General features: G+C 72.5%; 25 protein-coding genes. 8 read left to right on the top strand and 17 right to left on the bottom strand.

The features are described from left to right. Nucleotides 1–26 precede the first annotated feature (26 nt). A complete protein-coding gene (locus tag H9X71_RS00665; RefSeq protein ID WP_244961680.1) occupies nt 27–1,172 on the bottom strand; it encodes a zinc-binding alcohol dehydrogenase family protein in 1,146 nt (381 codons plus the stop codon). A 74-nt stretch (nt 1,173–1,246) separates the two neighbouring features. Between H9X71_RS00665 and H9X71_RS00660 the strand changes: the two genes are divergently transcribed. Together H9X71_RS00660 and H9X71_RS00655 are read left to right on the top strand one after the other, a co-directional pair. Continuing rightward, nucleotides 1,247–1,822, top strand: coding sequence for a TetR/AcrR family transcriptional regulator (locus H9X71_RS00660; RefSeq protein WP_191147859.1), 576 nt, complete (start codon nt 1,247–1,249; stop codon nt 1,820–1,822). Next, nucleotides 1,822–2,049, top strand: coding sequence for a DUF2283 domain-containing protein (locus tag H9X71_RS00655; RefSeq protein ID WP_191149018.1), 228 nt, complete (start codon nt 1,822–1,824; stop codon nt 2,047–2,049). The genes H9X71_RS00660 and H9X71_RS00655 overlap by 1 nt, the downstream gene beginning before the upstream one ends. Here H9X71_RS00655 and H9X71_RS00650 read toward each other — a convergent pair. Then, complete coding sequence (locus H9X71_RS00650; RefSeq protein ID WP_191147858.1) at nt 2,046–2,390, bottom strand: DUF2200 domain-containing protein; 345 nt, start codon at nt 2,388–2,390, stop codon at nt 2,046–2,048. The genes H9X71_RS00655 and H9X71_RS00650 overlap by 4 nt on opposite strands. A gap of 70 nt (nt 2,391–2,460) precedes the next feature. On the opposite strand from H9X71_RS00650, the gene H9X71_RS00645 reads away from it, so the two are divergent. Next, nucleotides 2,461–2,616, top strand: a complete 156-nt coding sequence (locus tag H9X71_RS00645) for a type II toxin-antitoxin system Phd/YefM family antitoxin (protein ID WP_191147857.1) — start codon at nt 2,461–2,463, stop codon at nt 2,614–2,616. Between the two features lie 79 nt (nt 2,617–2,695). Continuing rightward, a complete protein-coding gene (locus H9X71_RS00640; protein ID WP_191147856.1) occupies nt 2,696–3,745 on the top strand; it encodes an LLM class flavin-dependent oxidoreductase in 1,050 nt (349 codons plus the stop codon). 50 nt (nt 3,746–3,795) lie between these two features. On the opposite strand, the gene arfB is transcribed toward H9X71_RS00640, so the two are convergent. From arfB to H9X71_RS00620, 4 genes are all read right to left on the bottom strand, one after another. Next, the gene (arfB, locus tag H9X71_RS00635) at nt 3,796–4,218 is read right to left on the bottom strand and encodes an alternative ribosome rescue aminoacyl-tRNA hydrolase ArfB (RefSeq protein ID WP_191147855.1); all 423 of its coding nucleotides are present in this window, start codon (nt 4,216–4,218) and stop codon (nt 3,796–3,798) included. Between the two features lie 39 nt (nt 4,219–4,257). Further along, nucleotides 4,258–4,497, bottom strand: a complete 240-nt coding sequence (locus H9X71_RS00630) for a hypothetical protein (protein ID WP_191147854.1) — start codon at nt 4,495–4,497, stop codon at nt 4,258–4,260. Between the two features lie 28 nt (nt 4,498–4,525). After that, a complete protein-coding gene (locus H9X71_RS00625; protein WP_191147853.1) occupies nt 4,526–5,383 on the bottom strand; it encodes a phosphatase PAP2 family protein in 858 nt (285 codons plus the stop codon). Nucleotides 5,384–5,508: 125 nt separating this feature from the next. Beyond that, nucleotides 5,509–6,435: a hypothetical protein gene (locus tag H9X71_RS00620; RefSeq protein WP_191147852.1), complete on the bottom strand. Its 927-nt coding sequence runs from the start codon at nt 6,433–6,435 to the stop codon at nt 5,509–5,511. Nucleotides 6,436–6,780: 345 nt separating this feature from the next. Between H9X71_RS00620 and H9X71_RS00615 the strand changes: the two genes are divergently transcribed. Further along, entirely contained in the window at nt 6,781–7,638 is an 858-nt protein-coding gene (locus H9X71_RS00615; protein ID WP_191147851.1) for a 3-hydroxyacyl-CoA dehydrogenase, read from the top strand. A gap of 42 nt (nt 7,639–7,680) precedes the next feature. Here H9X71_RS00615 and H9X71_RS00610 read toward each other — a convergent pair whose 3' ends face one another. Further along, the gene (locus tag H9X71_RS00610; RefSeq protein ID WP_191147850.1) at nt 7,681–8,889 is read right to left on the bottom strand and encodes an MFS transporter; all 1,209 of its coding nucleotides are present in this window, start codon (nt 8,887–8,889) and stop codon (nt 7,681–7,683) included. Between the two features lie 60 nt (nt 8,890–8,949). Next, a complete protein-coding gene (locus H9X71_RS00605) occupies nt 8,950–9,534 on the bottom strand; it encodes a TetR/AcrR family transcriptional regulator (RefSeq protein ID WP_244961679.1) in 585 nt (194 codons plus the stop codon). Between the two features lie 67 nt (nt 9,535–9,601). Here H9X71_RS00605 and H9X71_RS00600 point away from each other — a divergent pair, with 67 nt between their 5' ends. Both H9X71_RS00600 and H9X71_RS00595 read left to right on the top strand, forming a co-directional pair. Continuing rightward, nucleotides 9,602–12,238, top strand: coding sequence for an MMPL family transporter (locus H9X71_RS00600; protein ID WP_191147848.1), 2,637 nt, complete (start codon nt 9,602–9,604; stop codon nt 12,236–12,238). A gap of 151 nt (nt 12,239–12,389) precedes the next feature. Further along, nucleotides 12,390–14,243: a glycoside hydrolase family 2 protein gene (locus H9X71_RS00595; RefSeq protein ID WP_191147847.1), complete on the top strand. Its 1,854-nt coding sequence runs from the start codon at nt 12,390–12,392 to the stop codon at nt 14,241–14,243. A gap of 22 nt (nt 14,244–14,265) precedes the next feature. Here the strand turns inward: H9X71_RS00595 and H9X71_RS00590 are convergent, their stop codons facing one another. The 9 genes from H9X71_RS00590 to H9X71_RS00550 form a co-directional block, all read right to left on the bottom strand. Then, the gene (locus tag H9X71_RS00590; protein ID WP_191147846.1) at nt 14,266–14,580 is read right to left on the bottom strand and encodes a DMT family transporter; all 315 of its coding nucleotides are present in this window, start codon (nt 14,578–14,580) and stop codon (nt 14,266–14,268) included. Next, the gene (locus tag H9X71_RS00585) at nt 14,580–14,948 is read right to left on the bottom strand and encodes a DMT family transporter (protein WP_425321404.1); all 369 of its coding nucleotides are present in this window, start codon (nt 14,946–14,948) and stop codon (nt 14,580–14,582) included. Before H9X71_RS00585 ends, H9X71_RS00590 begins: the two co-directional genes overlap by 1 nt. Continuing rightward, a complete protein-coding gene (locus H9X71_RS00580; RefSeq protein ID WP_191147845.1) occupies nt 14,945–15,556 on the bottom strand; it encodes a TetR/AcrR family transcriptional regulator in 612 nt (203 codons plus the stop codon). The genes H9X71_RS00585 and H9X71_RS00580 overlap by 4 nt, the downstream gene beginning before the upstream one ends. 155 nt (nt 15,557–15,711) lie before the next feature. After that, on the bottom strand, nt 15,712–18,078 hold the full coding sequence (locus H9X71_RS00575) for an ATP-binding cassette domain-containing protein (protein ID WP_191147844.1): 2,367 nt from the start codon (nt 18,076–18,078) through the stop codon (nt 15,712–15,714). A gap of 181 nt (nt 18,079–18,259) precedes the next feature. Then, a complete protein-coding gene (locus tag H9X71_RS00570; RefSeq protein ID WP_191147843.1) occupies nt 18,260–19,141 on the bottom strand; it encodes a carbohydrate ABC transporter permease in 882 nt (293 codons plus the stop codon). Next, nucleotides 19,138–20,124: a carbohydrate ABC transporter permease gene (locus H9X71_RS00565; RefSeq protein WP_191147842.1), complete on the bottom strand. Its 987-nt coding sequence runs from the start codon at nt 20,122–20,124 to the stop codon at nt 19,138–19,140. The genes H9X71_RS00570 and H9X71_RS00565 overlap by 4 nt, the downstream gene beginning before the upstream one ends. A 42-nt stretch (nt 20,125–20,166) precedes the next feature. Next, on the bottom strand, nt 20,167–21,492 hold the full coding sequence (locus H9X71_RS00560) for an ABC transporter substrate-binding protein (RefSeq protein ID WP_191147841.1): 1,326 nt from the start codon (nt 21,490–21,492) through the stop codon (nt 20,167–20,169). A 59-nt stretch (nt 21,493–21,551) separates the two neighbouring features. Then, complete coding sequence (locus H9X71_RS00555; protein ID WP_191147840.1) at nt 21,552–22,364, bottom strand: hypothetical protein; 813 nt, start codon at nt 22,362–22,364, stop codon at nt 21,552–21,554. Continuing rightward, nucleotides 22,361–23,452 carry a Gfo/Idh/MocA family protein gene (locus tag H9X71_RS00550; RefSeq protein ID WP_191147839.1) on the bottom strand — a complete coding sequence of 364 codons (1,092 nt, stop codon included), beginning with the start codon at nt 23,450–23,452 and terminating at the stop codon, nt 22,361–22,363. The genes H9X71_RS00555 and H9X71_RS00550 overlap by 4 nt, the downstream gene beginning before the upstream one ends. A 109-nt stretch (nt 23,453–23,561) precedes the next feature. On the opposite strand from H9X71_RS00550, the gene H9X71_RS00545 reads away from it, so the two are divergent. Next, nucleotides 23,562–24,311, top strand: coding sequence for a TetR/AcrR family transcriptional regulator (locus tag H9X71_RS00545; protein WP_244961678.1), 750 nt, complete (start codon nt 23,562–23,564; stop codon nt 24,309–24,311). The last annotated feature ends 13 nt before the right edge of the window (nt 24,312–24,324 follow it).

Below are 24,324 nucleotides of genomic sequence, written 5' to 3'. Positions count from 1 at the left end.
CCGATGCTACGGATGACCGCCGTCCCCTAGAGCGCGACCACGAGCTTCCGCGCCGAGACGCCCTGGCGCAGCCGGTCCATCGCGGGCTGGATGCTCGTGAGCCCCTCGCCCACGACCTCCGCCTGCGGCGCCGCGACGTAGCGGCCCTCGGCGAGCGCGGCCGGCAGGAAGCGCTCCCAGAGCATCGGGCCGACCTCGTCGTGCATGAGGGCGCTGCCCCAGATGAAGGTCGCGCGGATCCCGCGGACGCGCGCCCGCAGCATCAGCGCCGGGGTGGCCGTGCCCATGCGCAGGCCGAGGCGCACGAGCGGCAGGCCGATGCGGCCGCCGCGCGGCAGGGTCTCGAACGAGACGGGCGGGCTCGCCATGCTGACGCGCGTCGCGCCCGTGGCGATGGCGACGTCGACGGCCGGGCCGCCGGATCCGGTGCCGATCGCGAGCACGCCCGCCACGCGTCGCCCGGCCAGGTGCTGCACGATGTCCTGCACTGCCGTCGGGCTCCGGTAGTCGAACGCGCGGCTCGCGCCGAGCGAGCGCACGAGCTCGTGGTTGCGCGGCGACGCGGTGGTCACGACGTCGTAGCCGGCGGCGACGGCGAGCTGGATCGCGTTCATGCCCACGCTCGTGGATCCGCCCCACACCACCACGGTCTCCCCCGTCGCCGGCATGGTCGCGTCGGGCATCCGCAGGCCGAGCTGGCCGGCGCCGAAGAGGCCGGACGCGGCGGTGGAGATGCCGAGCGGGAGGACGGCGGCGTCCTCGAAGCGCAGGGCGTCGGGGATCGGGGCGGCGAGGTCGGTGCGCACGATCGCGCGCGTCTGGAAGCCGCCCTCAGGCGCGTGGCGCCGCCCCTTCTCCATGCCGACCGCGTACGCGACGACCCGGTCGCCGACGGCGAAGCGCGTGACGCCCGGGCCGACCTCCTCGACGACGCCCGCGACGTCCTCCCCCAGCACCGCGGGGTGCGGCAGCCAGCGGTACATGAGGTCGCCCATGTGCTGCTTCATGGTGTCGAGCGGGTTGATCGCGACGGCGCGGACGCGGATCGCGACCTCGCCCTCCCGGGGAGCGGTCCGCGGCGCCGGGCCGACGGTGAGGTCGGCGGCGGACGAGGCGAGCCAGGCGGCGGACTCGGGGGATGCGGTGGGCACGGCGGATCTCCATCCGGTCATCGCGACATCCGATGACATCGCGTGTCATCACCATACACATCGATGGCACGCCGTGTCATCACTAGGATCGACGCATGAGCAGATGGCAGCCGGACACGCGCGAGCGCCTGGCCGCCGCCGCGCTCGAGCTGTTCCGTGAGAAGGGCTTCGCGGAGACGACCGTGCCCGAGATCACCGCCCGCGCCGGCCTCACCACGCGCACCTTCTTCCGCCACTTCGCCGACAAGCGCGAGGTGCTGTTCGCCGAGGAGGACGAGCTGCCGGCGCTCGTCACGCGCATCATCCGCGAGGCCGCGCCCGACCGCTCGCCGCTCCAGGTCGTCGAGGACGGCTTCCCGGAGGTCGTCGCGTCGCAGTTCGCGGAGGGGCGCGCGACGCTGCTCGCGCGGAAGCGCATCATCGTCGCCGACGCCGGTCTGCAGGAGCGCGAGATGCGCAAGGTCCAGGCGATGCAGGAGGCGGTGCGCGCCGGCTTCGTCGAGCGCGGGGTGGATCCGCTCACGGCCGTGCTCGTGGCCCACGCCACCGCGACGGTCTTCGGCGTCTCCATCGGGCGCTGGCTCTCGGACGAGGGCGGCGCCACCGACCTCGCCGACGTGCTGCGCGAGACGCTCGCCGCGTTCCGTCGGGTCATGGCGGCGGGCGCGTGATGCGGGTCACGTACGACCCGGCCGCGGACGCCGCGTACATCGCGCTGGCGGAACCGATCGGGGACGGCGAGGCGGCCACGACGATCCACTCGATCATGACCCCCGGCGACCGCGGCGAGGTCGCCCTCGACTTCGACGCCGACGGCCGCCTCCTCGGCATCGAGGTGCTGCACGCGAGCGCCGCGCTGCCGGCGGCGGTGCTGGCGGAGGCGGAGCGGATCGGCTAGCTGCCTCGCAGCACCTTCACCATCGGCCGGCCGCGCGCGATCTCGTCCACGAGCTTGTCGAGGATCCGGATCTCCTTCATCAGCGGATCCTCGATCTCCTCGATGCGGACGCCGCAGATCACGCCGCGCACCTGGTCGGCGAGCGGGGTGAGGCGGGCCGCCGCGAAGAAGTCCTGGAACGTCGTCTCCGCGTCGAGGTGGCGCTGGAGCTCGGCCTGATCGAAGCCGGTGAGCCAGGTGATCGCCTCGTCGACCTCCGCGCGCGTGCGGCCCTTGCGCTCGACCTTCTTGACGTAGAGCACGTGGACCGACGCGAACGACGTCGTGTAGATGCGGTGCATGTCCGGAGCGTAGGCCGACGGGCGCGGGAGGTACAGGTACCGTCGCCTCATCCCGACGAGAGGACCTCCCATGTCCGCCGAAGACGAGACCTCCCACCTGCTCCGGAACCCGGGCGGCGCGCGGCGACTGCTCGCCGCCCTCGAACGCGCCCGGCGCGGTGAGTTCGAGGAGCGCGAGCTGAGCGAGCCGCAGATCACGACCGAAGCGCAGCGGACGCGGGAATAGGCGGGCGCCCCGGCGCGGTTCCGTTCCATGCAGACGCATCCACCCGGATCCGTCGCCGTCGAGCACCGAGGAGCGCCCCATGGCCACGAAGATCGGCTTCCTGTCGTTCAACCACTGGCAGGACGTGCGCGGATCCCGCGTGCGCACCGCCCAGGACTCGCTGCTCCAGTCGATCGACCTCGCGGTCGCGGCCGAGGAGATCGGCATCGACGGCGCGTACTTCCGCGTGCACCACTTCGCGCCCCAGCAGGCGGCGCCGTTCCCGCTGCTGGCCGCCATCGCGAGCCGCACCAGCCGGATCGAGATCGGCACCGGCGTCGTCGACATGCGCTACGAGAACCCCCTCTACATGGCGGAGGAGGCGGCCATGACCGACCTCATCTCCAACCGCCGCGTGCAGCTCGGCATCAGCCGCGGATCGCCCGAGCAGGTCGAGGCCGGCTACGAGTCATTCGGCTACGTGCCGCAGGACGGCGAGACCGACGCCGACATGGCCCGCCGCCACACGGGCCTCTTCCTCCGCGCGCTCGAGGGCGAGGAGCTCGCGACCGCGGCCCCGCAGCGCGGCATGATCGCGGGCGGCGTCGCGCTCACCCCGCAGTCGCCGGGCCTCCGCGAGCGGATCTGGTGGGGCGCCGGCACGCGCGCCACCGGCCAGTGGGCGGCCGAGCAGGGCATGAACCTCATGTCGTCGACGCTCCTCTCGGAGGACACCGGCGTGCCGCTCGACGTGCTCCAGGCCGAGCAGATCCAGCTGTTCCGCGACGGCTGGGCTGCCGCCGGGCACGCGTGGGAGCCGCGCGTGAGCGTGAGCCGCAGCATCATCCCGATCGTCGACGACGAGTCGGAGCGCTACTTCGGCATCCGCGCGCAGATCGAGGGCCAGGACCAGGTCGGCGAGGTCGGCGGCGAGAAGTGGCGCTTCGGCCGCTCCTACATCGGCACCGCCGAGCGCCTCATCGAGGAGCTCGGCGCCGACCAGGCGATCGCCGCGGCGGACACGCTGCTCGTCACGATCCCGAACCAGCTCGGGGTGGACTTCAACCTGCGGTCGCTCGCGGCGATCAAGCAGATCGGCGAGGCGCTGGGGTGGGACCGGACTGACGTGTCCGTGGGCGCGTCGGCCTGATCCGTCGCTGACGCGGGCGCCGTCTCCTTCTCCGGAGGTGGCGCCCGCTCTCATTCCCCGGTCGGCCGCTTGCGCTGCTGCTTCGTCGCGGACCGCTGCGTCTTGGCCGCGAGGCGGCGGCGCTGCGAGCCGCGCGTGGGACGTGTCGCGCGGCGCTCCGCGGCCGCCGGTGCGAGCGCATCGGCCACGATCTCGCGGAGCGCGTCGATCGCGGCGACCCGGTTGCGCAGCTGCGACCGCTGCTCGGACATCGTCACCGTGACCGTCCCCGCGACCAGGCGCCGGCCGATCCGCTCGAGGATCCGCTCCCGCTGCGCCTCGCTCAGCACGAGCGATCCCACGACGTCCCACGTGAGCTGCACCCGGCTGTCCGAGGTGTTGACGTGCTGCCCGCCGGGACCGGACGACCGCGAGAACCGCCACTGCAGCTCCGCCGCGGGGATGGTCAGCGCGGGGCCGACCTCTAAATCCATGTGGCAAGGGTCGCACGGGTCTACCCGAGCGTGCTCCGGTTAGCGGTGCCGGCGGAGGTTCATGCGCCGGATGATCACCCGCCCGATCAATACGAGCACGAGCATCACGACCGCCATGACGACGACGCGCATGACGAGGTCGAGCTCGACGAATGCGAGGGCGGACGCGGACATGAAAGCGGTCACCGCGATCAGCACGAGTACCTGACGAGGCGACAGATCACCCGTCAGCTGCAGCCGTGCCGCGGAGTCGTCCTCGAACATGCGTCGGTCTGCCATGGGTCCACCGTCGCACACGACCGGCGGGTCAGCGCGTCGGGCCCGCCTCCACCGCCTCCGGCCGCCTGGCCGTCAGGTACAGCCGATGCGCCGTGATCACCAGCGCCAACCACGCGCCGCTGAGGAAGAAGGCCGCGAGCACGTCCGTGAACCAGTGGTGGCCGAGGTACACGCGGGAGATGCCGACGGTCACGGCGAAGACCACCGCCACGGTGATCGAGAGCACGCGGGTCGCGCGGCGGTGCTGGCGGAGGAGGAGCACGTAGGCGAGGATCCCGGCGATCGCGACCGCGTTCAGCGTGTGACCGCTGGGGAACGACGGCGACGTCTCGTACGGCGGCACCGCGTCGGCCAGGTCGGGGCGGGCGCGGCCGATGATGTTCTTCCCCGCGATGGTGAGCAGCAGGGATCCGGCGCCCGCTGCCGTCACGAGGATGATCGGCGTCCACGAGCGGCGCCGGATGGCCAGGAACAGCATCGTCACGACCGCGATGATCGGCATGATCACGACGCCCGCGATGTCCGTGTACGCGGTCGCCGCGGTGTCGAGCCCCGGCGACCGGAGACCGAGCATGAAGGTGAGGAGCGGCTTGTCGAGGCCGGCGACCCCGTCGGCGTCGGTCACGTTGTCGTAGACCTGCGCGGCGATCGCCGAGAGGCCCACGGCGAGCGCGAGGCCCACCAGCAGCGTGATGACGAGGGCGGCGTGCGGGCCGAGCACGCGCATGATCCGCTGCACGACGCGGGCGAGCACGCGCCCGACCGGCGTCACCCAGCGCGTGAGGTCGCGGTCGCCGAGGAAGCGGTCGCGGCGGAGCTCGCCCTCCACGCCCTGCTCGGTCGGGTCGAGGGGCTCGAGGGGCTTCCGCCTCGGGGTGTCGGTCATGTGGTCCTCCGTGCTCCGCGGAGGGATCCGCCCCTCGACGCTACCCAGTGCCGGCCGGGGACGGCCCGATCGAAGTGTGTGATCGCACGCCCACGGCGAGCGGGAGGAGCAGGTCGCCTGCCGAGCTAGTCCGCTCGTCCCGTGACCGAGATGTCCCCCGCTTCCGCGATCACCAGGGGCAGCGTGACGGTCGCTCCGAAGACGGTCGTGTAGCTCTGCACTCCCCCCGATGCCGCCGTGAAGGAGATGATGTCGTCCTCCAGGAGACGGGTGCCCGGGGTCCCCGCGACGGACACGAGGATGGTGTCCTCCCAGAACACGCGCGAGTATCCGGGGTCCTTGGTCATGTTGACTCGGTAGCTCCCCGAACCCGCATCCTGGATGATGCGCCCTTCGAAGCGGTAGTAGGTGCCGATGACGCTGTTGCCGGAACGGAACAGATCCTCGAATGCGACCGGTCCTGCAGCCGCCTTCGCCGCAGCGGTCTTGGCCGCTCGCTGTTCCTCGGCGATCCGTTCCGTGCGCGCCGACACGTCGTCCGCCACGGCGACGCGCGCATCGTTCACGCTCTTCGACGCGCCCCGCGCCTCCTCCTGAGCCTCCGTGAGCTCGGCGGCGGCGGCTTCCACTTCCTCCCTGCTCCGAGCGGCGGAGTCGATGTACTCCACATCCGTCCCGGTGAGGCTCTCCTGCGCCGCGTCGACCTGTGCCCTCAGCTCGACGAGGAGATCCACGTCGTCGACCTCGTCATCTCCCGTCACCCCCGTGAGCGATTCGGCGTTGGCGATGGCGGTGCGGAGGCCCTCCAGCGCACTCCCGTGCGAGGTCTGCGCTGACGTGTACGCGGAGACGGCTTCCGCCTTGGCCTCGGCCTGCTCCCGGAGGAGGTTCGCCACGATGAGCGCGGCCACTACGAGGAGGACCAACGCCAGCACGGACGAGCCCACGATGATCCAGGTCCTTCGAGAGACCTTGTGGCGCGCTGGCGTCACCTCTCCTTCGACCTCCGCGGGCAGCGCTGCGACATCGGGTTCGGGATTCTCGTGGACCATCACATCTTCTCTTCCATGACGAGCCGGAGCGCAGATCTGCGCATCGCTCCAGCGCGGGCAGCGCGGAACTCGACGGAACTCGTGGGGGGCTTGACTGGCGGGTAACCGGCTAGAGCCTATGAGGCTGCGTGGTCCCGCGAAGGGGCCGAGTGGCCCCCAGTTCGGGCGGCTCGAATGACCGGCAGCACCGTCGGCCGATCCCCACTGCCCCTCTCTCCGCGCGTCCGCTCGATGTCCGCTCCCCGCACGCGCGGGCCGCCGCGCACCGCCCGGTGCTTCGCTGGAGGGGACGCCGCCCGCGGGACCCGCCCGCCGCCGCCCGCGTCCGCCGACGAAGGAGTCCGCATGCCCGACATCACCAAGGTCACCGTCCTCGGCGCGGGGGTGCTCGGCGCGCAGATCGCGTTCCAGGCCGCGAACCACGGCAAGACCGTGACGAGCTACGACGTCGATGACTCCGCACTCGAGGCCGCACGCGGGCGGCTCGACGCGATCGTCGCGCAGTACGTGTCCGAGTCGGGCGAGGAGACCCGGGAGTCCGCGACCGCGGCCGCCGCCGGGATCACGCTGACGAGCGACCTCGCCGCCTCCGTCGCCGACGCCGACCTCGTGATCGAGGCCGTCCCCGAGCGCCTCGACCTCAAGCAGGACGTCTACCGCCGCATCGCCGACGCCGCCCCCGAGCGCACGGTCTTCGCGACCAACTCCTCGACGCTCCTGCCGAGCGCGATCGCCGACTCCACCGGCCGCCCCGACCGCTTCCTCGCCCTGCACTTCGCGAACCACGTGTGGCGGCAGAACACGGCCGAGATCATGGGCACCGAGCGCACGTCGCCCGAGGTGTTCGACCGGGTGGTCGCGTTCGCGGAGGAGATCGGCATGGTCCCGATCCCGCTGAAGAAGGAGCAGCCCGGCTACGTGCTCAACTCCCTGCTCGTGCCGCTGCTCGATGCAGCCGCGGGCCTCGTGCTGACGGGTGTCGCGGATCCCAAGACGGTCGACACCACCTGGCGCATCGCCACCGGCGCGCCCCTCGGCCCGTTCCAGATCTACGACGTGGTGGGCCTCCGCACCGCCCACGCCATCTCCGCGGCGAGCGACGACCCGGGCGCGCAGGCGTGGGCGGCGCACCTCAAGAGCGAGTACCTCGACAAGGGCAAGCTCGGCGTGGAGTCCGGCGAGGGGTTCTACGCGTACGGGTGATGCGGGGCCGGGTGACGCGGGGCCTCGTGCGGCCGGCAGCCGTCACCCGACCGGCGCGGCCGACGCCTCCCCGCGCCGCGACCGGAACGCGGGCGCCAGCAGCGCACCCACCAGGAACAGCACGGCCACCGGCCACAGCGCGGGCAGGATCCCGAAGCCCTGGGCCAGCAGGCCGATGAGCGGCGGTCCCACGAAGCCGGCGACGTACCCGACGCTCGCGACGAGGGTCACGCGCGCGGTCGGGTCGTCGCCCTCAGCCGCGGCGGACATCCCGAGCGGGAAGCCCATCGAGACGCCGACGGACCAGAGGACCACGCCGATCACGAGCGGCACCGTGCCGAGGTCGAGGATGAAGAGGACGACGCCCGCGAGGCCGAGCGCGGAGGTCCAGCGGATCATCGCCGCGCGTCCGAGGCGGTCGACGAGCGGTCCCGCGGCGACCCGCACGACCACCTGCGCCGCCGCGTAGATCGCGATCGCGGCGGCCGCGAAGGCCTCGGGCCGGCCCATCGCGTCGCGGACGGCGACGCTGATCCAGCCGTTGGCCGCGCCCTCGCCGAACTCGGCCCCGAGCATCACGACGCCGATCGCCAGCAGCCGGGCGTCGACGTGCGGCGCCCGCCGGGCACGTGCGTCCCTGCGCCGGCGCCGCGCACGACGCGTCCCCCGGCTCCCGGACGGCACCGCCCGCACCAGCACCAGCCCAGCGGCCGCGATGACCGCCGCCTGTCCGATCAGCTGGACCGACGGCGCGACCCCGAGCGCCGCGCACCCCGCGCCGACGCCCGCCCCGACGACCGCGCCCGCCGGCCAGGCCGCGTGCATCAGCGGCATGAGGGTGCGGCGCGACAGACGCTCGATGACGGCGCCGTCGATGTTGAGGAGCACGTCCAGCGAGCCGAGGCCGACTCCCGCGATGGCGAAGCCCGCGAGGAGGACGGCCACGCTGCCGATCGCGGCCCCTGCCCCCACCGTCCCGACGCCCGCGGCCATCGCGAGGGCCGCCGTGGCGAGCCCCCTGCGCGCTCCCCCGCCGCTGAGCAGCAGGCGGGAGGCGAGGAGCCCCGCGCCGGATCCCGCGGTCGTCGCCAGCAGGACGAAGCCGAGCTCCGCGTCGCCCAGCTCGAGGGCCGCGCGGATGGAGGGCAGCCGCGCCGCCCAGCTCGACAGGGTGAAGCCGCCGAGGGCGAACCCGCCGAGGATGGCGAGGAGCCACCGCCGTCGTGCCCACGCGGGATCGAGCCGGTCCATGGTGCCTCCGATTACAACGTTGTAACGCAAGCCTAGGCCGCGCCTCCGACAGCGGTCCGCTCAGCCGTGCGCCCCGCCCGACCCCAGCACGAACCGCACCAGCCGCGTCACGCTCTCCGCGTGGTCGGCCTTCCGGCCGAGCACGCGCAGCACGATGACGCCGAGGATCGCCTGGCCCAGCTCCTCGACGGGGGCGTCGGGCGGGAGCTGGCCCGCGCGGATCCCCGAGGCGAGGCGCTCGGACAGGTCGCGGTCGACGCCGAGGCTCGCGCCCAGGCGGTCGCCGACGGCCTCGTCCTCCGCGGCCGCGGCCACCAGCGATCGCACGAGCGGACCGCCGGCCGGGGCGTCGAGCACGGCGAGCACGTCGGTCAGCCAGCGCTCGATGTCGGCGAGGAGGTCGCCGGTGTCGGGCACCGCGAACTCCACGGGGATCAGCCGGCCCTCGGTCATGCAGTCGGCGATGAGCGCCCCGCGGGACGGCCACCACCGGTAGATCGTCTGCTTGCCGACGCCGGCCTCCTTGGCGACGCCCTCGATCGTGAGGTGGTCGTAGCCGACGGCGTGGATGAGGCGCACCGTCGCGCTCAGGATCGCCTCGCGGGCCGCCTCGCTGCGGACCCGCCCGGTTCGGTGCTCGTTCACCTGCACAGGGTAGCTCCAGAAACTAGACGAGACGTAGCGTATCGTCGAAGCGTCTGAGGGAGATGACATGGCATCAGTGCTGTACCGGCTCGGTTCGATGGCCGCGCGTCGAGCGTGGGTCGTGATCATCTCGTGGGTGGTGATCCTCGGGATCGGCGTGGGCTCGTTCCTCGCCTTCGCGGGCACCCTCGGCAACAGCTTCGACATCCCGGGCACGGCGTCCGGCGCCGTCACCGACGAGCTCGCCCGGACGCTCCCGGACACCGCGGGCGGCACCGGCACGGTCGTCTACACGACCACCGACGGCTCGGCCTTCACCGACCAGCAGAAGGCGGACATCTCGGCCCTCGCGACGAGCGCGGGCGACCTCGATGGCGTCGCCTCCGTGGTGGATCCCTTCGCCGTCACCCAGCAGCGCGCCGACCAGGCCGCGCAGCTGCAGAGCGGCGACGAGCAGATCACCGCGGGCCGCAGCCAGCTCGACCAGGCGCAGCAGCAGCTCGACGCCGGGAAGGCGCAGCTCGAGGCCGGCCAGCAGCAGCTCACCGCCGCGCGCCAGCAGGCCGAGGCCGCGGGCGCGCAGGCGGCCCAGCTCGCGCCGCTCGACGCGCAGCAGGCCCAGCTCGACCAGCAGACCCAGGCGCTCCAGGAGCAGCAGGCGACGGTCGACGCGAACCGCACGCAGCTCGAGTCCGGCGCCGAGCAGGCCGAACTCGGCCGCACGCTCCTCGGCCTCACGGACGGCATCGGCGTCGTCTCGGAGGACGGCTCGACCGCGATCGTCAACGTCTCCTTCACGGAGCCGCGCCTCGAGCTCTCCGAGGAGACCAAGCAGGAGGCCATCGCCCACTTCCAGGACTCCCCCGTCGACGGCACGCGCGTCGACTTCGCGACCGACCTGGCGCAGGGCGTCCCCGAGATCTTCGGCATCGGCGAGGTCGTCGGCCTCGTGTTCGCCGCCATCGTCCTGATCGTGATGCTCGGCACGCTCATCGCCGCCTCGCTCCCCATCGTCACCGCGGTGGTCGGCGTGGGCGTCGGCGTCACGGCCTCGCTCGCGTTCTCCGGCGTCGTGGACATGGCGTCGGTGACCCCGGTGCTCGGCGTGATGCTCGGCCTCGCGGTCGGCATCGACTACTCCCTCTTCATCGTCAACCGGCACCGCAAGCAGATGCTCGCCGGCACGGGCGTGCGCGAGTCGATCGGGCTCGCCAACGGCACCTCGGGAACGGCGGTCGTGTTCGCGGGATCCACCGTGATCGTCGCGCTCCTCGCCCTCAACATCACGGGCGTGCCGTTCCTCGCGCTGATGGGCACGGTGGGCGCCGTCTGCGTGCTCGTCGCGGTGCTGGTCGCCATCACCCTCACGCCCGCGGTGCTCGGCCTCGCCGGCGCGCGCGTGCTGCGGAAGCGCGACCGCGAGCGCGCGGCGGCCGCCGACCCGGCCCGCCCGCAGGACGCGGCGAAGGCCCTGAAGCCCATGTCGAACGCGCGCGCCGTGCTCACGGTGCTCGGCACGGTCGTGGCCCTGCTCGTGGTCGCGATCCCCAGCCTGTCGATGCGCCTCGGGCTCCCGGACGGGTCGAGCGAGCCCGCCGGATCCACCAGCGAGCGCGCCTTCTCCACGGTCGCCGCCGAGTTCGGCGAGGGCGCCAACGGCCCGCTGCTCGTGGTCGCCGACGTGCCCGCGGGCGTCGCCGAGGCCGACCTCCTCGCCACCCAGGTCGACGTCGCGCAGGCCCTGCACGACCTCGACGACGTGGTCGCCGTGGCACCCGTCGCGAACACCGACGACGGCACCGTGCTCGCGTTCCAGGTGCTCCCCGAGGAGGGCCCGAACAGCGAGTCGACCGAGCAGCTGGTGCAGGACATCCGCGCGATGCCCGAGCTCGACGGCGGGATCTCGCTCGGCGTCGCCGGGCAGGCCGCCACCAACATCGACATCTCCGAGGCGCTGGCCGCGGTGCTGCCGCTCTACCTGCTCGTGGTCGTGGGGCTGTCGCTGCTGATCCTGATCGTCGTGTTCCGCTCGATCCTCCTGCCGCTCATCGCGACGGGCGGGTTCGTGCTGTCGCTGTTCGCGACCTACGGCCTCATCGTCGCGGTGTTCCAGTTCGGCTGGGGCGCGGGGCTGATCGGGCTGGAGAGCCCGGGGCCGATCCTGAGCTTCCTGCCGGTGATCCTCGTCGGGATCCTGTTCGGCCTCGCCATGGACTACCAGCTGTTCCTCGCGAGCGGCATGCGGGAGGCGTACGTGCACGGCGCCGAGGCGCGGCTCGCGGTGGTGCAGGGCCTCCGGGCCGGGCGCGCGGTCGTGACGGCGGCGGCGCTCATCATGGTGTCGGTGTTCGGCGGCTTCATCTTCTCGGAGTCGACCATCATCCGGTCCATCGGCTTCGGCCTCGCGTTCGGCGTGCTCCTCGACGCGTTCGTGGTGCGGATGCTGCTGATGCCCGCGCTCATGCACCTGCTCGGCCGCTCGGCCTGGTGGCTGCCGCGCTGGCTCGACCGGATCCTGCCGGACGTCGACATCGAGGGCGCGGCGCTCGAGCGCACGCACCCGCACGCGTCGGCCGCTGCCGGGGTCCCCGCGACCGAGCTGCCCGAGGGGCTGCCGGCCGACGGCGGGCACGGGGCGCACGCGGCGCCGCCCACGGCGTCGACCGTCCGGGCCGAGACGGAGGCCGCGCCGCACGAGCGGTAGGCGGCGGTCGGCCGGGCGCCCGGGTGCCCGGCGCCCGGCCCGCGGCGGTCCTCCCGGCCCGCGGCGATCCTCCCGGGACGGTCCCACCCGGCTGCGCGAGAGTGGATCCCGAGCACGTCCGCCCGGCCTCCCGCGACAGAAGGACCCGCCCATGACCGACGCCCCCGCCCGCGCGATCCCCAAGCCCGAGCACCCGCGCCCGCAGACCACCCGGCCGGACTGGCTGGTCCTCAACGGCTCGTGGGGCTTCGAGCGCGACCGCGGCGACTCCGGCCTCGAGCGCGGGCTCGTCGAGCGCGAGCTGGCGGAGGAGATCCTGGTGCCGTTCGCGCCGGAGTCCACGGCCTCGGGCATCGGCGACGTCGACTTCCTCGCGGCCGTCTGGTACCGCCGCACCGTGCGGATCCCCGCGGGCTGGAGCGGCCGACGCGTCCTCCTCCACTTCGGCGCGGTCGACCACGACGCGACCGTCTGGGTCGGCGGCGAGGAGGTCGCGCGGCACCGCGGCGGGTTCACGTCGTTCACGGCCGACCTCGGCGTGCGGGCCGAGGAGGAGGAGCTGACCATCGTGGTCCGCGCCCGCGACACCCGCGACGAGCCGCAGGCCCGCGGCAAGCAGGCCACCTGGTACGCGAACACCGAGTGCTTCTACACGCGCACCACCGGGATCTGGCAGACGGTGTGGCTGGAGCCCGTGCCCGAGGCGCACATCCGCTCGGTGCACGTCGAGCCGCAGCTCGGCGACGCCTCCTTCACCGTGACGCCCGAGCTCGCGCCGCGCACCGCGGGCCTGCGGTTCGAGGCCGTGCTCGCGGACGCGGCCGGCGAGATCACGCGCGCCGCCGTGCCCGCGGTCCTCGGCGCGCGGGTCGTGCTGCGGCTCCCCGAGGACCGGGTGCGCCCGTGGTCGCCCGAGGACCCGCACCTGTACGACATCGCGCTGCGCCTGGTCGACGGCGACGGCGACGACGCGCGGGTCGTCGACGAGGTCGCGTCCTACGGCGGCCTCCGCTCCATCTCCATCGACGGGCAGGACCTGCTCCTCAACGGCCGCCGGGTCTTCCAGCGCCTCGTGCTCGACCAGGGCTACTGGCCCGACACGCTCATGACCTCGCCCGACGACGCCGCCCTCGTGCGCGACATCGAGCTGTCGATGGCGGCGGGCTTCAACGGCGCCCGCCTGCACCAGAAGGTGTTCGAGGAGCGCTTCCTCTTCCACGCCGACCGGCTCGGCTACCTCGTGTGGGGCGAGTTCGGCGATTGGGGCGCGGGCGGCGGCCTCGGCAAGGACGCGCAGCAGCCGACGGCGTCGTTCATCACCCAGTGGATCGAGGCGGTCACCCGCGACCGCTCCCACCCCTCGATCGTCGGCTGGTGCCCGCTCAACGAGACGTACCAGCCGCTGCACGACCGCATCACGCAGCTCGACGACGTGACCGCCGGGATGTACCGGGCGACGAAGGCGGCGGATCCGTCGCGCCCCGTCCTCGACGCCTCCGGCTACTCCCACCGCGTGCCCGCCGCCGACGTCTACGACTCCCACTCCTACGAGCAGGATCCCGCCGCATTCCGCCTGGAGCAGGCCGGCCTCGCCGACGGCCGCCCCTTCGTCAACGACCTCGACGGCCGCGCGATGTCGGTGCCGTACGCGGGCCAGCCGTTCTTCGTCTCGGAGTACGGCGGCATCTGGTGGAACCCGGCCGAGTCCGACGCGGCGGCGGCCGCCTCGTCCTCCGCCGACGGCGACGACCCCGAGCGCGCGGTCTCCTGGGGCTACGGCGAGCGCGTCGCGAGCGAGGAGGAGTGGCACGCCCGGTTCCGCGGCCTCACCGAGGTGCTGCTGGAGGATCCGCTGATGTTCGGCTACTGCTTCACGCAGCTCACCGACACGTTCCAGGAGCAGAACGGCGTCTACGACTTCCACCGCCGGCCCAAGTTCGACATCGCGCGCATCCGCGCGGTGCAGGAGCAGCGGGCGGCGTACGAGATGCGCGACGACGCCTGATCCGGAGGCGGCCCGAGCGTGCCTAGTGGCCCACCTCGATGAGGACGACCCCGACGATGATGCAGGCGATGCCCGCGCTCATCAGCCAGGTGAGCGGGTCCTTGAAGAGGAGCCGCCCGAGCACCGCGGTGAGGGCGACGCCGGTCGCCGCCCAGACGCCGTAGGCGACCCCGATGGGGAGGCCGAGCGCGAGGGCTCCGGCGAGGAGCGAGAAGGCGACGACGTAGCCGATGCCGACCACGACGTACCAGCCCTTCCTCCCGTCGGTCGCGAGCTTGAGGCTGATCGTCGCGGCGACCTCGCACAGGATGGCGATCGACAGCAGCACCCAGCCCATCAGACGGTCCCGCCGCTGTGATCCGCGGCACCGCGGGCGCGTGCCGCATGCGCACGCTGCGAGCCGAGCTCCACGAGCAGGACGCCGACGATGATGAGGACGAGGCCGACGACCATGACCCCGGTCAACGGCTGGCCGAAGAGGACCGAGGCCATGACGGCGGTCAGCGCGACGCCGGCGGCGCCCCAGATCCCGTAGGCGACGCCGATGGCCATGCCGGCCTTCAGCACCCGGGTCAGGCAGACGAACGCCGAGAGGTAGCCCGCGACGACGAGCACGTACCAGCCGGGGGCGTCGACGGCCGCCTGGAGGGCCAGTGAGGCGGTCACCTCGACGGCCACGGCGGAGGTGAGCCAGAGCCACTTCACGATCCGCTCCCTTCCAGCAGCGCGGCGACGGACCGGGCGGCCAGGACGATGGAGGCCTGGGCGGCCTCGTCGTCGCGGTCGGCGAGCCAGGAGTTCGCGATGCCGTCGGCGACGGCGATGAGCAGGGCGGCGATCCGCGGCGTCGGCGCCGACCACCGGAGCCCGTCGGACGCCGTCCACTCGTCGACGTCGCGCGTCACCTCGCGCCGGTACTCCGCCTGCTCCCACCGGGCGAGATGCGCGAGGGCCGGGTCGCGGTGCGAGAGAGCCGTGAGCTCGACGAGGGCGAGCGCGTGGTCGGGCCGCGCGGCGACGAGGTCGAGCCGCGCCCGGAGGCCGAAGGCGATGCGCTCGACCGGTGGGAGGGCCTCGGCGGGCGGGTCGAAGGCCGCCACGAGGACGGTGCGGAGCTCCTGGCTGAGCACCGCCGAGAAGAGGTCGGCCTTCGAGTCGAAGCAGTAGTGGAAGGACCCGTGCGGCAGCCCCGCGCGGGTCGTCACGGCGCGGGTCGTGACGGCCGCGACCCCCTCCTCGGTCATGACGGCGACGGCCGCGTCGATCAGCTGGCGCCGTCGTTCGTCCTGGGGGCGGTGTTCGCGGGGAGGCATGAGGAGACCCTACGGTAATTTGGCCAAGTGGCCAACTCCGCTCGGAGGATCCCCAGCTCGCCCCCGCGAGCAGCCGGGCTCGACCGGATCGAGACGCGCGCACCCGGCGGCCGACGGCGGCATCGTCACCGGGCTCCCCTCCTCCGGGCGCTCGATCACCCGCCGACGTACGCCGCGAGGTGCTCGCCCGTGATGGTCGAGCGCGACGCGACGAGCTCGGCGGGCGTGCCCTCGAACACGACCCTGCCGCCGTCGTGACCCGCGCCGGGCCCCACGTCGATGATCCAGTCGGCGTGCGCCATGACCGCCTGATGGTGCTCGATGACGATCACCGTCTTCCCCGACTCGACGAGGCGGTCCAGGAGGCCCAGCAGCTGCGCGACGTCGGCGAGGTGCAGGCCCGTCGTCGGCTCGTCGAGCACGTACACCCCGCCCTGCCTCTCGGCCATCTGCACCGCGAGCTTCAGCCGCTGCCGCTCGCCGCCGGACAGGGTCGTGAGCGGCTGCCCGAGCGTCACGTACCCGAGCCCCACGTCCTCGAGCCGCGACAGGATCGCCACCGCCGCCGGCGTCCGCGCCTCGCCGTCCGAGAAGTACGCGCGCGCCTCGGCGATGGGCAGCGCGAGCACCTCGCTGATGTCCTTGCCGCCCAGCGTGTACTCGAGCACCGAGGCCATGAAGCGCTTGCCGCCGCAGTCCTCGCACGTCGTCGACACCGTCGACATCGGCCCGAGGTCGGTGAAGATGACCCCGGCGCCGTTGCAGGTGGGGCACGCGCCGTCGGAGTTCGCGCTGAAGAGCGCGGGCTTCACCCCGTTGGCCTTCGCGAACGCCTTGCGCACGGGCTCGAGCAGGCCCGTGTACGTGGCGGGGTTGGAGCGGCGGGAGCCGCGGATCGCCGTCTGGTCGATCGACACGACGCCGTCGCGCCCGGCGACGGAGCCGTGGATGAGCGACGACTTGCCGGAGCCGGCGACGCCGGTCACCACCGTGAGCACGCCGAGCGGCACGTCGACGTCCACGTCCTTCAGGTTGTGGGTGGACGCGCCGCGCACCTCGAGCACGCCCGACCGCTCGCGGACCGCCTCCTTGAGGCGCGCCCGGTCGTCGAGGTGCCGCCCCGTCAGGGTGCCGCTGGCACGCAGCGCCTCGACCGTCCCCTCGAACCGGATCTCCCCGCCGTGCGACCCCGCTCCCGGGCCGAGGTCGACGACGTGGTCGGCGATCGCGATCGTCTCGGGCTTGTGCTCGACGACCAGCACCGTGTTGCCCTTGTCGCGCAGCTGCAGCAGCAGGTCGTTCATGCGCTGGATGTCGTGCGGGTGCAGGCCGATCGTCGGCTCGTCGAACACGTACGTCACGTCGGTGAGCGCCGAGCCGAGGTGCCGGATGAGCTTCGTGCGCTGCGCCTCTCCCCCGCTGAGCGTGCCGGAGGCGCGGTCGAGCGACAGGTAGCCGAGGCCGATCGACACGAACGAGTCGAGCGTCTGCGCGAGCGACTGCACGAGCGGCACGACCGTCGGCTCGTCGATGCCGCGCACCCAGGCGGCGAGGTCGGAGATCTGCACGCTGCAGGCCTCCGCGATCGACAGCCCCGCGACCTTGGCGGACCTCGCCGGCGCCGCGAGCCGCGTGCCGTCGCAGTCGGGACACGTCTGGAACGTCACCGCGCGCTCGACGAACGCCCGGATGTGCGGCTGCATCGACTCCTTGTCCTTCGACAGGATCGACCGCTGGATCTTCGGCACGAGACCCTCGTAGGTCATGTTCATCGAGTCGACCTTGACCTTGGTCGCCTCCCGGTAGAGGAAGTCGTGCCGCTGCTCGTCGGTGAGGTCGCGGATGGGCACGTCGCCGGGCACGAACCCGGAGGCGGCGAAGATCCTCACGAGCCAGCCGTCGGCCGTGTAGCCCGGCACGGTGATCGCGCCCTCGAGCAGCGACCGCGAGTCGTCGACGATCTGCGCGAGGTCGATGTCGTTGACGCGACCGAGGCCCTCGCAGCGCGGGCACATGCCGCCGAGCATCGTGTGGTCCTGCGCGACCGCGTGCGTCGCGGCGCCCCTCTCGACCGTCATCGAGCCCTGCACGCGCACGCTGGGCACGTTGAACGAGAACGCGTTGGGCGAGCCGATGTGCGGGTCGCCCAGGCGCGAGAAGAGGATGCGCAGCATGGCGTTGACGTCGGTCGCGGTGCCGACGGTCGAGCGGGGGTTCGCCCCCAGCCGCTCCTGGTCGACGATGATCGCCGTCGTCAGGCCCTCGAGGCGATCCACCTCCGGCCGCGCGAGCGACGGCATGAAGCCCTGCACGAACGACGGGTACGTCTCGTCGATCATGCGCTTGGACTCGGCCGCGATCGTGCCGAACACGAGCGACGACTTGCCGGAGCCCGACACCCCCGTGAACACCGTGAGGCGGCGCTTCGGGATGTCGAGCGAGACGTCCTTGAGGTTGTTCTCGCGTGCGCCCTGCACGCGGATGAGGTCGTGGCGGTCGGCGGGATGGGGTGCGGCGCTCATCGTGCTCCTGGGGTCGGCGTCGCGCACCTCGGCGTGCGTGACGCGCCGCTCAGCCTAGGACCCATCCGTTCGCGGACGAAGCGTCCGGCGCCGTGCACGGCGAGAGCCCGCCCCCGGATCCGCGTGGGATCCCGGAGCGGGCTCTCGTCTCGCGCGCGGCATCACCCGCGCACCGGCCGCCTCACCTCCCGGCGAGCGACCCGCCGATCCCGCCGACGCTGAAGTACTTGTTCAGGAAGGCGAAGATCAGCACGGGCGGCAGCATCATGATGACCGCGACCGCCATCACCGAGCCCCAGTCGGCCGCGTTCTGCTGGAAGAACGTGTTGAGGCCGATGGGGAGGGTGTACTTCGTGAAGTCCTGCAGGAACAGGAGCGCGATCAGGTAGTCGTTCCACGCCAGCAGGAACGAGAAGATCGCGGTCGAGAGGATGCCCGGCAGGGAGTTGCGCATCACCACGTGGATGAAGCCGCTGAACACGCTCGCGCCGTCCATCCACGCCGCCTCCTCGAGGGTGATGGGGATGGAGTCGATATAGGCCGCCATCATCCAGATCGCGACCGACATGGTCGACCCGATGTAGATGATCGCCACGCCCTGCAGCGTGTTGATGAGGCCCATGGCCGAGAACGTGATGAACAGCGGGATCGCCGCCGTCACCACCGGCAGCGCCTGCACCACGAACAGCACGAGCGAGTACCCGGACACGAGCCGCGACCGCGAACGGCTGAGCACGTAGCCGGCGGGCGCGGCGATGACGACCGAGACCACGACCGTCACCAGCGCGACGAGCAGGCTGTTGCCCAGCCAGATCATCACGTCGGTGCCGCCGAGCACGCGCTGGAAGTTCTCCAGCGTGAACCCGGTGGCCGTCGAGTTCTGCCCCGGCTGGGTGGAGAGGAACAGCACCGCGAGGATGGGCGTGATCACGATCAGCGTGATGATCGCGATGAACAGGAAGCGCCACCACTGGCCCTTCTGCTCGCGCTCCTTCGCCGACGTGCGCTTGATGTCGCCGACGGTCGCCGAGGTGGCGCCGACGGCCGCGAGTGGCTGGCTCATTCGATGTCCGCCTTCTTGATCTGCCGGTACAGCAGGGTCGACACGATGACCAGCACGGCCGTCATCATGAAGGCCACCGCGGTCGCCGGGCCGGTCTGCAGGTTCTGGAACGCCTGCTGGTACGCCAGCACGATCAGCGACGTCGTCGCGTTCACGGGACCGCCCTGCGTGAGCAGGAAGATCGTCGGGAAGTCGTTGACGCAGAAGATCGTCATCAGCACCCAGCTGATGTAGGTGGTCCTCGAGATGATCGGGAGGGTCACGCCGCGGAACGCCTGCCAGGCGTTCGCGCCGTCCATCTTCGCCGCCTCGTAGACGTTGGTGTCCACCGACGCGAGCGCCGAGGACATCATCATCAGCATGAACGGGAAGCTGATCCAGACCTTGAAGACGCAGACCACGACCTGCGCGAGCACGGGGTCGCCCAGGAAGTTCGCGTCGGGGAACCCGAGCGTCTCCAGGATGATCGGCACCGGGCTCTGGGGCGTCGCCACCAGCCAGTTCCACGACGTCGACGAGACGACCACCGGGACGATCCACGGCAGCAGCAGCAGCACCTTGAAGAGCCCGTTGGCGGGGATCCGGGTGCGGAGCAGCAGCGCGAGGGCGAGGCCCACGAGCCACGAGCCGAAGACGCCCACGACGGTGAACACGATCGTGAACGTCGTCGCGTTGCGGAACTGCTCCGACATGAGCACGTCGGTGTAGTTCTGGAGCCCGACGAACGGCGTCTCCCACGGCAGCGTCGACGGCGTCCCCTGCTGCAGCGACTGCAGGAAGGAGTAGACGACCGGGTAGACGTTGAGCAGCACGAGCAGGATCAGCGACGGCAGCGCGAACAGCGCCAGCGTCGCGCCCGCGCGTCCGAGCGGCGTCTTCCCGGAGCCCTTGCGCGGGGGGCCGGGCGGGCGGCCGGAGCCGGCCACGCCGACGCCGCGGCGGGCCATCCCGATCTTGTCGGTGACGCGCGTGTCGACCGCCATCAGCTCATCCCGTCCATGTCATGACCTCCCGGTGGACGCGCATCACGCGCCGGCCTCGAGCTCCTTCTGGAGCTTCTCGAGGGACTCGCGCGCGGTGACGGTGCCGCCGAGGACGGCCTGCGCGAACGAGATCGTCGGCTGCGTGCCGTCGACCTTGGTCACGTTCTGGAAGACCGTGTTGGAGCCGGGGGCGCCCCACGTCTTCGAGATCGGCTGCCAGTCGTTGAGGATCTTCGTGGTGTTCGCGTCGTCCGCGTACGCCTCCTCGGCGATGGACTTCAGCGGCGGCAGGCCGATGCCGGTCTGCTTCGTCCAGAGCGACTTCATGTTCTGGTAGTAGTACGTGAGGAACGCCTCGCTGTTCTCCTGGCTGGGCGTCGACTTGTACATCATGATGTTGTTCGGGAAGTAGAGCGCGCCCTTCTCGCCGCCGGGGCCCACGAGCGGGTCGCCGACCACCATGTTCGCCGCGGTCTCCGGGCTCACGTTCGCCGTGGCGCCCGCGCCGTCCCAGAGCATGCCGAACGTGCCGGCGTCCATCTGCTGGTACGCGTTGTCCGAGGTGTAGGTGGCGCTGCGGGGGTCCACGTAGCCGTTCTTCACCATGCCGAGGACCCACTCGACGGCCTCGATGTTCTTGTCGGTGACGACGTCGGGGTTCTGGTCGGGGTCGAAGAGGCCGCCGCCGTTGTTGATCATGTGGGCGACGATCTGGTGGAAGCCGGTGAAGGCGCCGGCGCCCGAGCGGGTGCCGTAGCCGTAGACGCCGATCTTCTTGAGCCCGGCGCACGCGGCCTCGTAGGAGTCCCAGTCGGTGGGCGCCTCGACGCCGGCCTTCTCGAGGAGGTCCTTGCGGTACCAGTACATGCGCATGTCGAGGTTGTACGGGACGGCCGCGTAGCCGTTGGCCGTCTTCAGGGTGTCGACGAGGCCCGGGAGGAAGTCGTCGTAGATGCCGTTCGACTTCCACGACTCGATGAGGTCGTCCGCGTACGCGATCTTGCCCTGCGACTCGAAGAGGAACGCCGTCGTCCCGCCTCCGGAGCTCACGGCCGGACCGTTGTTCGCCGCGACCGCGGTCGAGAACGTCTGCGTGAAGTTGGCCCACTGGACCTGCTGGTAGCTGACGCCGCCCATGCCGCTGGCCGGCTTGTAGGCCGCGGAGATCGCCTTGTCCTCGGTGAGGAAGGCGGGCGCGCCCCAGGGCATGTTCCAGAACTTGAGGGGGGCGCCGGCGCCTCCGCCCGCACCTCCCCCGCCGCCGCTGCAGGCGGCGAGGAGGCCGACGGCCGCCGCGCCGACGCCGGCGCTCAGGAGGGATCGACGGGTGAGTCCGTTGCCGAAGGCGCTGGATGACTGCTGTGGCATTTCGTGCTCCGTTGCATGTTGTGGTGCCTGATGTGTGGTGGAGGGGAAGGGATCGTGGGTCAGCTCGGCGGCTCGCCCGCCAGCGCGGGCGCGGCGGCGAGGAGGGAGCGGAGGTCGGCGACGTCGGCGGGGGCGCATCGGCCGTGGGCGGCGTCGCGGGCGAGGCGCATCGCGGTGCGGTGGCCGGACTCGAAGACGACGGGGAGGTCCTCGCGGCCGGCGGCGTCGGTGACGCTCGCGCGGCCGGGCGCGGCCGTGTCCGGCGCGGGGAGGGCGACGTGCGCGGCGCGGTCGCCGACGACGAGGCGGAAGGTCGCGCAGCCGTGGCCGTGGGCCGCGACGACGGCGCTGAGGATCACGTGGACGCCGGAGGCCATCTGGCCCGTGAGCATCAGGTGGTCGGGCGTCCGGGCGAGCGTCGTCAGCTCCGCGATCGGGGATCCGGCGAGCGCCTGTGCCGTGAGCGCGAGGGCCCGGGCGGCGCCGGCGAGGTCGTCGGCGCCGGCCACGGTGGCCCGCGCCTCGAGCAGGGCACCGGGCGCGACCAGCCGGTGGATCCGCGGGGCGACCCGACGGACCGCCTCGTCGTGCCGCCACGGCACGTCGAGGACCACGGGCGCGCCCGTCTCCTGGAGCGCGGCGAGCTCGGCGTCGTCGGCCGGGCCGGGGTCGAGCACGAGGAGGGCGCGGGCGCCCGCGCGGGCGGCGTCGGTCGCGCGACCGGCCCAGCCGGATCCGCCGGCGACGACGACCACGTCGCCCGCGTCGTCGGTGCGGCGGAAGGACTCCGGCAGGGAGGCGAGCGTGGCGACGGCGGCGCCCGCGTGCACGGGGGACGCGGCCGGGTCGATGCGGAGGGTGAGCGCGCTCATGCGGCGACCTCCGTCCGGGCGGAGCGCTCGGCGGCGGACGACGCGGTGCCGTCGGCACCCGCGCGGATCAGCGCGGCGCTCTGCTCGGCGATGTCGATCGCGAGCGCGAGGTCGGCGAGCTGCGCGTCCATCGACACGGGCGCGGCACGGCCGGTGACCACGTCGTGCACGTGCTCCCACTCGCCGAGGTAGCCGTTGTCCGGGAACGGACCCCAGCCGGTGGTGCTGCGGGCGTCGGCGAGGGTGGCGGTGCTGGATCCGGCGTGCACGTAGGAGAGGGAGAAGTCGAGGTGGAGGGAGCGGTCGCGGGCGACCGCGTCGAGCGTCCACTCGGGATCCCACGAGGCGCCGCCGACGCCGTGCACCTCGAGGACGGTGTCGCCGACCAGCGCGACGATCTCGTAGCCCCACGGCCGGAGCGCCCGGGCGCTGACGACGCGCGGCGGGGCGTCGGGGAGGAGCCGGCGCGCGAGCGGCAGGTCGTGGATCGCGAGGCCGAGCACGCCGCCGGTCACCGCGAGCGCCTGCGCCTCGACGTCGGGCTCGCCCGCGGGGCGCGGCGCGGGCCGGCCGACGATCTCGGTGGCGGAGTCCTCGGAGTCGGGGTTCGGCGGGATGACGGCGGAGATGCGCACGGTGTGCGCCGGCGCGCCGGACGCGTCCCAGCCGTCGAGCGCCGCGATCCAGGCGGGGTCGAACGCGTGCATCGTGCCGACGATCACGGGCACGCCGTGCTCGGCGGACGCGCGGGCGATGGCCTCGCCCTCCTCGGCCGAGACGGCCAGCGGCTTCTCGCAGAGGACGGCGCGCTTGCCCGCGCGGCACGCGGCGATGACCTGCTCGGCGTGGAAGCGGTTCGGGCTGCCGATGACGACGACGTCGACGGCGGGATCCGCGATGAGCGCGTCCGCGTCGGTCGAGTGCCGGGCTCCCGCTCGGGCGGCGACCCGCTCGGCGACCTCGGCGTCGACGTCCATCACGTGGACGACCCGGAAGCGGTCGGGCATGCGCGCCAACGTCGGCAGGTGGATGGCCTGCCCTACCGGTCCGGCCCCGATCAGGCCCACACCGAACACCTCTTCGCCCACGACGCCCTCGTCCCTAGCTGATGACCGCACGACGAATGCTGACGCACCGTTTACGGTTGAGTCACCATACGTCGGCGTCCACGGAGGCACAAGGGGCAGGATCGAGATCGTGACCGAGTCGAGAAGCGCCACCCCGAGGCGCCGCGAGTCCGCCGGGCCGGAGGAGCCGTCCCCGCGCCCGGATGCGGATGAGAGCGCGGCCACGGGATCGGGCCTCGAGACCGGCACGTCGTCCCGCGGCCTGTACTCCACCGGCGTGCGCCGGCGTGCGGAGATCGTCGCCGCGGCCGTGCGCGTGTTCGGCGTCCGCGGCTACGGCGCCGCGACCATCAAGGAAATCGCCGACGAGGTGGGCGTCTCCCCCGCCGCCGTGCTGCGCTACTTCCGCAAGGAGGAGCTGCTCACCGAGGTGCTCCGGCAGTGGGACCGGCAGCAGCCGTTCGTGGCGGATGCGGCTCCCGGCCTCCCCGCGATCCGCGCCTTCGTCGACCTGATGCGGTACCACGTGGAGCACCGCGGCTTCCTCGAGCTGTACCTGACCTTCGCGACCGAGACCAGCGACGCGACGCACCCCGCCCACGAGTACATGCGCGGGAGGTACGCCCGCACGATCGCGCAGATCCGCCGCCGCATCGCCGAGGCCGTCAGCCTCGGCCAGGTGCCGCCGATGGACGACGCGACCCTCGACTACGAGGCCGCGTGCTTCCTCGCGATCCTCGACGGGCTCGAGATCCAGTGGATCCACAACGCGCGGCTGGACCTCCCCGCCCTCGTCGGCGAGTACGTGGAGCAGTCGATCGCGCGGTGGAGCGGGGGGACCCGGGCGGCCGTCCGGCCCGGCTCCGCGTCCTGGGACTGAACGGAGCTGGGCC

This window comes from Clavibacter zhangzhiyongii, assembly GCF_014775655.1.
In the GTDB taxonomy this organism is placed as follows: Bacteria; Actinomycetota; Actinomycetes; order Actinomycetales; family Microbacteriaceae; genus Clavibacter; species Clavibacter zhangzhiyongii.
This window is presented reverse-complemented; position numbering and strand designations above follow the sequence as displayed.

What these genes read in the sequence shown, in the direction of transcription:
- H9X71_RS00590 (WP_191147846.1), bottom strand. Translation starts at nt 14,580, where the DNA reads ATGGGCTGGGTGCTGCTGTCGATCGCCATCCTGTGCGAGGTCGCCGCG.
- H9X71_RS00655 (WP_191149018.1), top strand. Translation starts at nt 1,822, where the DNA reads ATGCGGGTCACGTACGACCCGGCCGCGGACGCCGCGTACATCGCGCTG.
- H9X71_RS00625 (WP_191147853.1), bottom strand. Translation starts at nt 5,383, where the DNA reads ATGACCGACACCCCGAGGCGGAAGCCCCTCGAGCCCCTCGACCCGACC.
- H9X71_RS00570 (WP_191147843.1), bottom strand. Translation starts at nt 19,141, where the DNA reads ATGAGCCAGCCACTCGCGGCCGTCGGCGCCACCTCGGCGACCGTCGGC.
- H9X71_RS00555 (WP_191147840.1), bottom strand. Translation starts at nt 22,364, where the DNA reads ATGAGCGCGCTCACCCTCCGCATCGACCCGGCCGCGTCCCCCGTGCAC.
- H9X71_RS00615 (WP_191147851.1), top strand. Translation starts at nt 6,781, where the DNA reads ATGCCCGACATCACCAAGGTCACCGTCCTCGGCGCGGGGGTGCTCGGC.
- H9X71_RS00620 (WP_191147852.1), bottom strand. Translation starts at nt 6,435, where the DNA reads ATGGTCCACGAGAATCCCGAACCCGATGTCGCAGCGCTGCCCGCGGAG.
- H9X71_RS00630 (WP_191147854.1), bottom strand. Translation starts at nt 4,497, where the DNA reads ATGGCAGACCGACGCATGTTCGAGGACGACTCCGCGGCACGGCTGCAG.
- H9X71_RS00565 (WP_191147842.1), bottom strand. Translation starts at nt 20,124, where the DNA reads ATGGCGGTCGACACGCGCGTCACCGACAAGATCGGGATGGCCCGCCGC.
- H9X71_RS00665 (WP_244961680.1), bottom strand. Translation starts at nt 1,172, where the DNA reads ATGACCGGATGGAGATCCGCCGTGCCCACCGCATCCCCCGAGTCCGCC.
- H9X71_RS00645 (WP_191147857.1), top strand. Translation starts at nt 2,461, where the DNA reads ATGTCCGCCGAAGACGAGACCTCCCACCTGCTCCGGAACCCGGGCGGC.
- H9X71_RS00640 (WP_191147856.1), top strand. Translation starts at nt 2,696, where the DNA reads ATGGCCACGAAGATCGGCTTCCTGTCGTTCAACCACTGGCAGGACGTG.
- H9X71_RS00575 (WP_191147844.1), bottom strand. Translation starts at nt 18,078, where the DNA reads ATGAGCGCCGCACCCCATCCCGCCGACCGCCACGACCTCATCCGCGTG.
- H9X71_RS00660 (WP_191147859.1), top strand. Translation starts at nt 1,247, where the DNA reads ATGAGCAGATGGCAGCCGGACACGCGCGAGCGCCTGGCCGCCGCCGCG.
- H9X71_RS00610 (WP_191147850.1), bottom strand. Translation starts at nt 8,889, where the DNA reads ATGGACCGGCTCGATCCCGCGTGGGCACGACGGCGGTGGCTCCTCGCC.
- H9X71_RS00595 (WP_191147847.1), top strand. Translation starts at nt 12,390, where the DNA reads ATGACCGACGCCCCCGCCCGCGCGATCCCCAAGCCCGAGCACCCGCGC.
- H9X71_RS00560 (WP_191147841.1), bottom strand. Translation starts at nt 21,492, where the DNA reads ATGCCACAGCAGTCATCCAGCGCCTTCGGCAACGGACTCACCCGTCGA.
- H9X71_RS00600 (WP_191147848.1), top strand. Translation starts at nt 9,602, where the DNA reads ATGGCATCAGTGCTGTACCGGCTCGGTTCGATGGCCGCGCGTCGAGCG.
- H9X71_RS00580 (WP_191147845.1), bottom strand. Translation starts at nt 15,556, where the DNA reads ATGCCTCCCCGCGAACACCGCCCCCAGGACGAACGACGGCGCCAGCTG.
- arfB (WP_191147855.1), bottom strand. Translation starts at nt 4,218, where the DNA reads ATGGATTTAGAGGTCGGCCCCGCGCTGACCATCCCCGCGGCGGAGCTG.
- H9X71_RS00650 (WP_191147858.1), bottom strand. Translation starts at nt 2,390, where the DNA reads ATGCACCGCATCTACACGACGTCGTTCGCGTCGGTCCACGTGCTCTAC.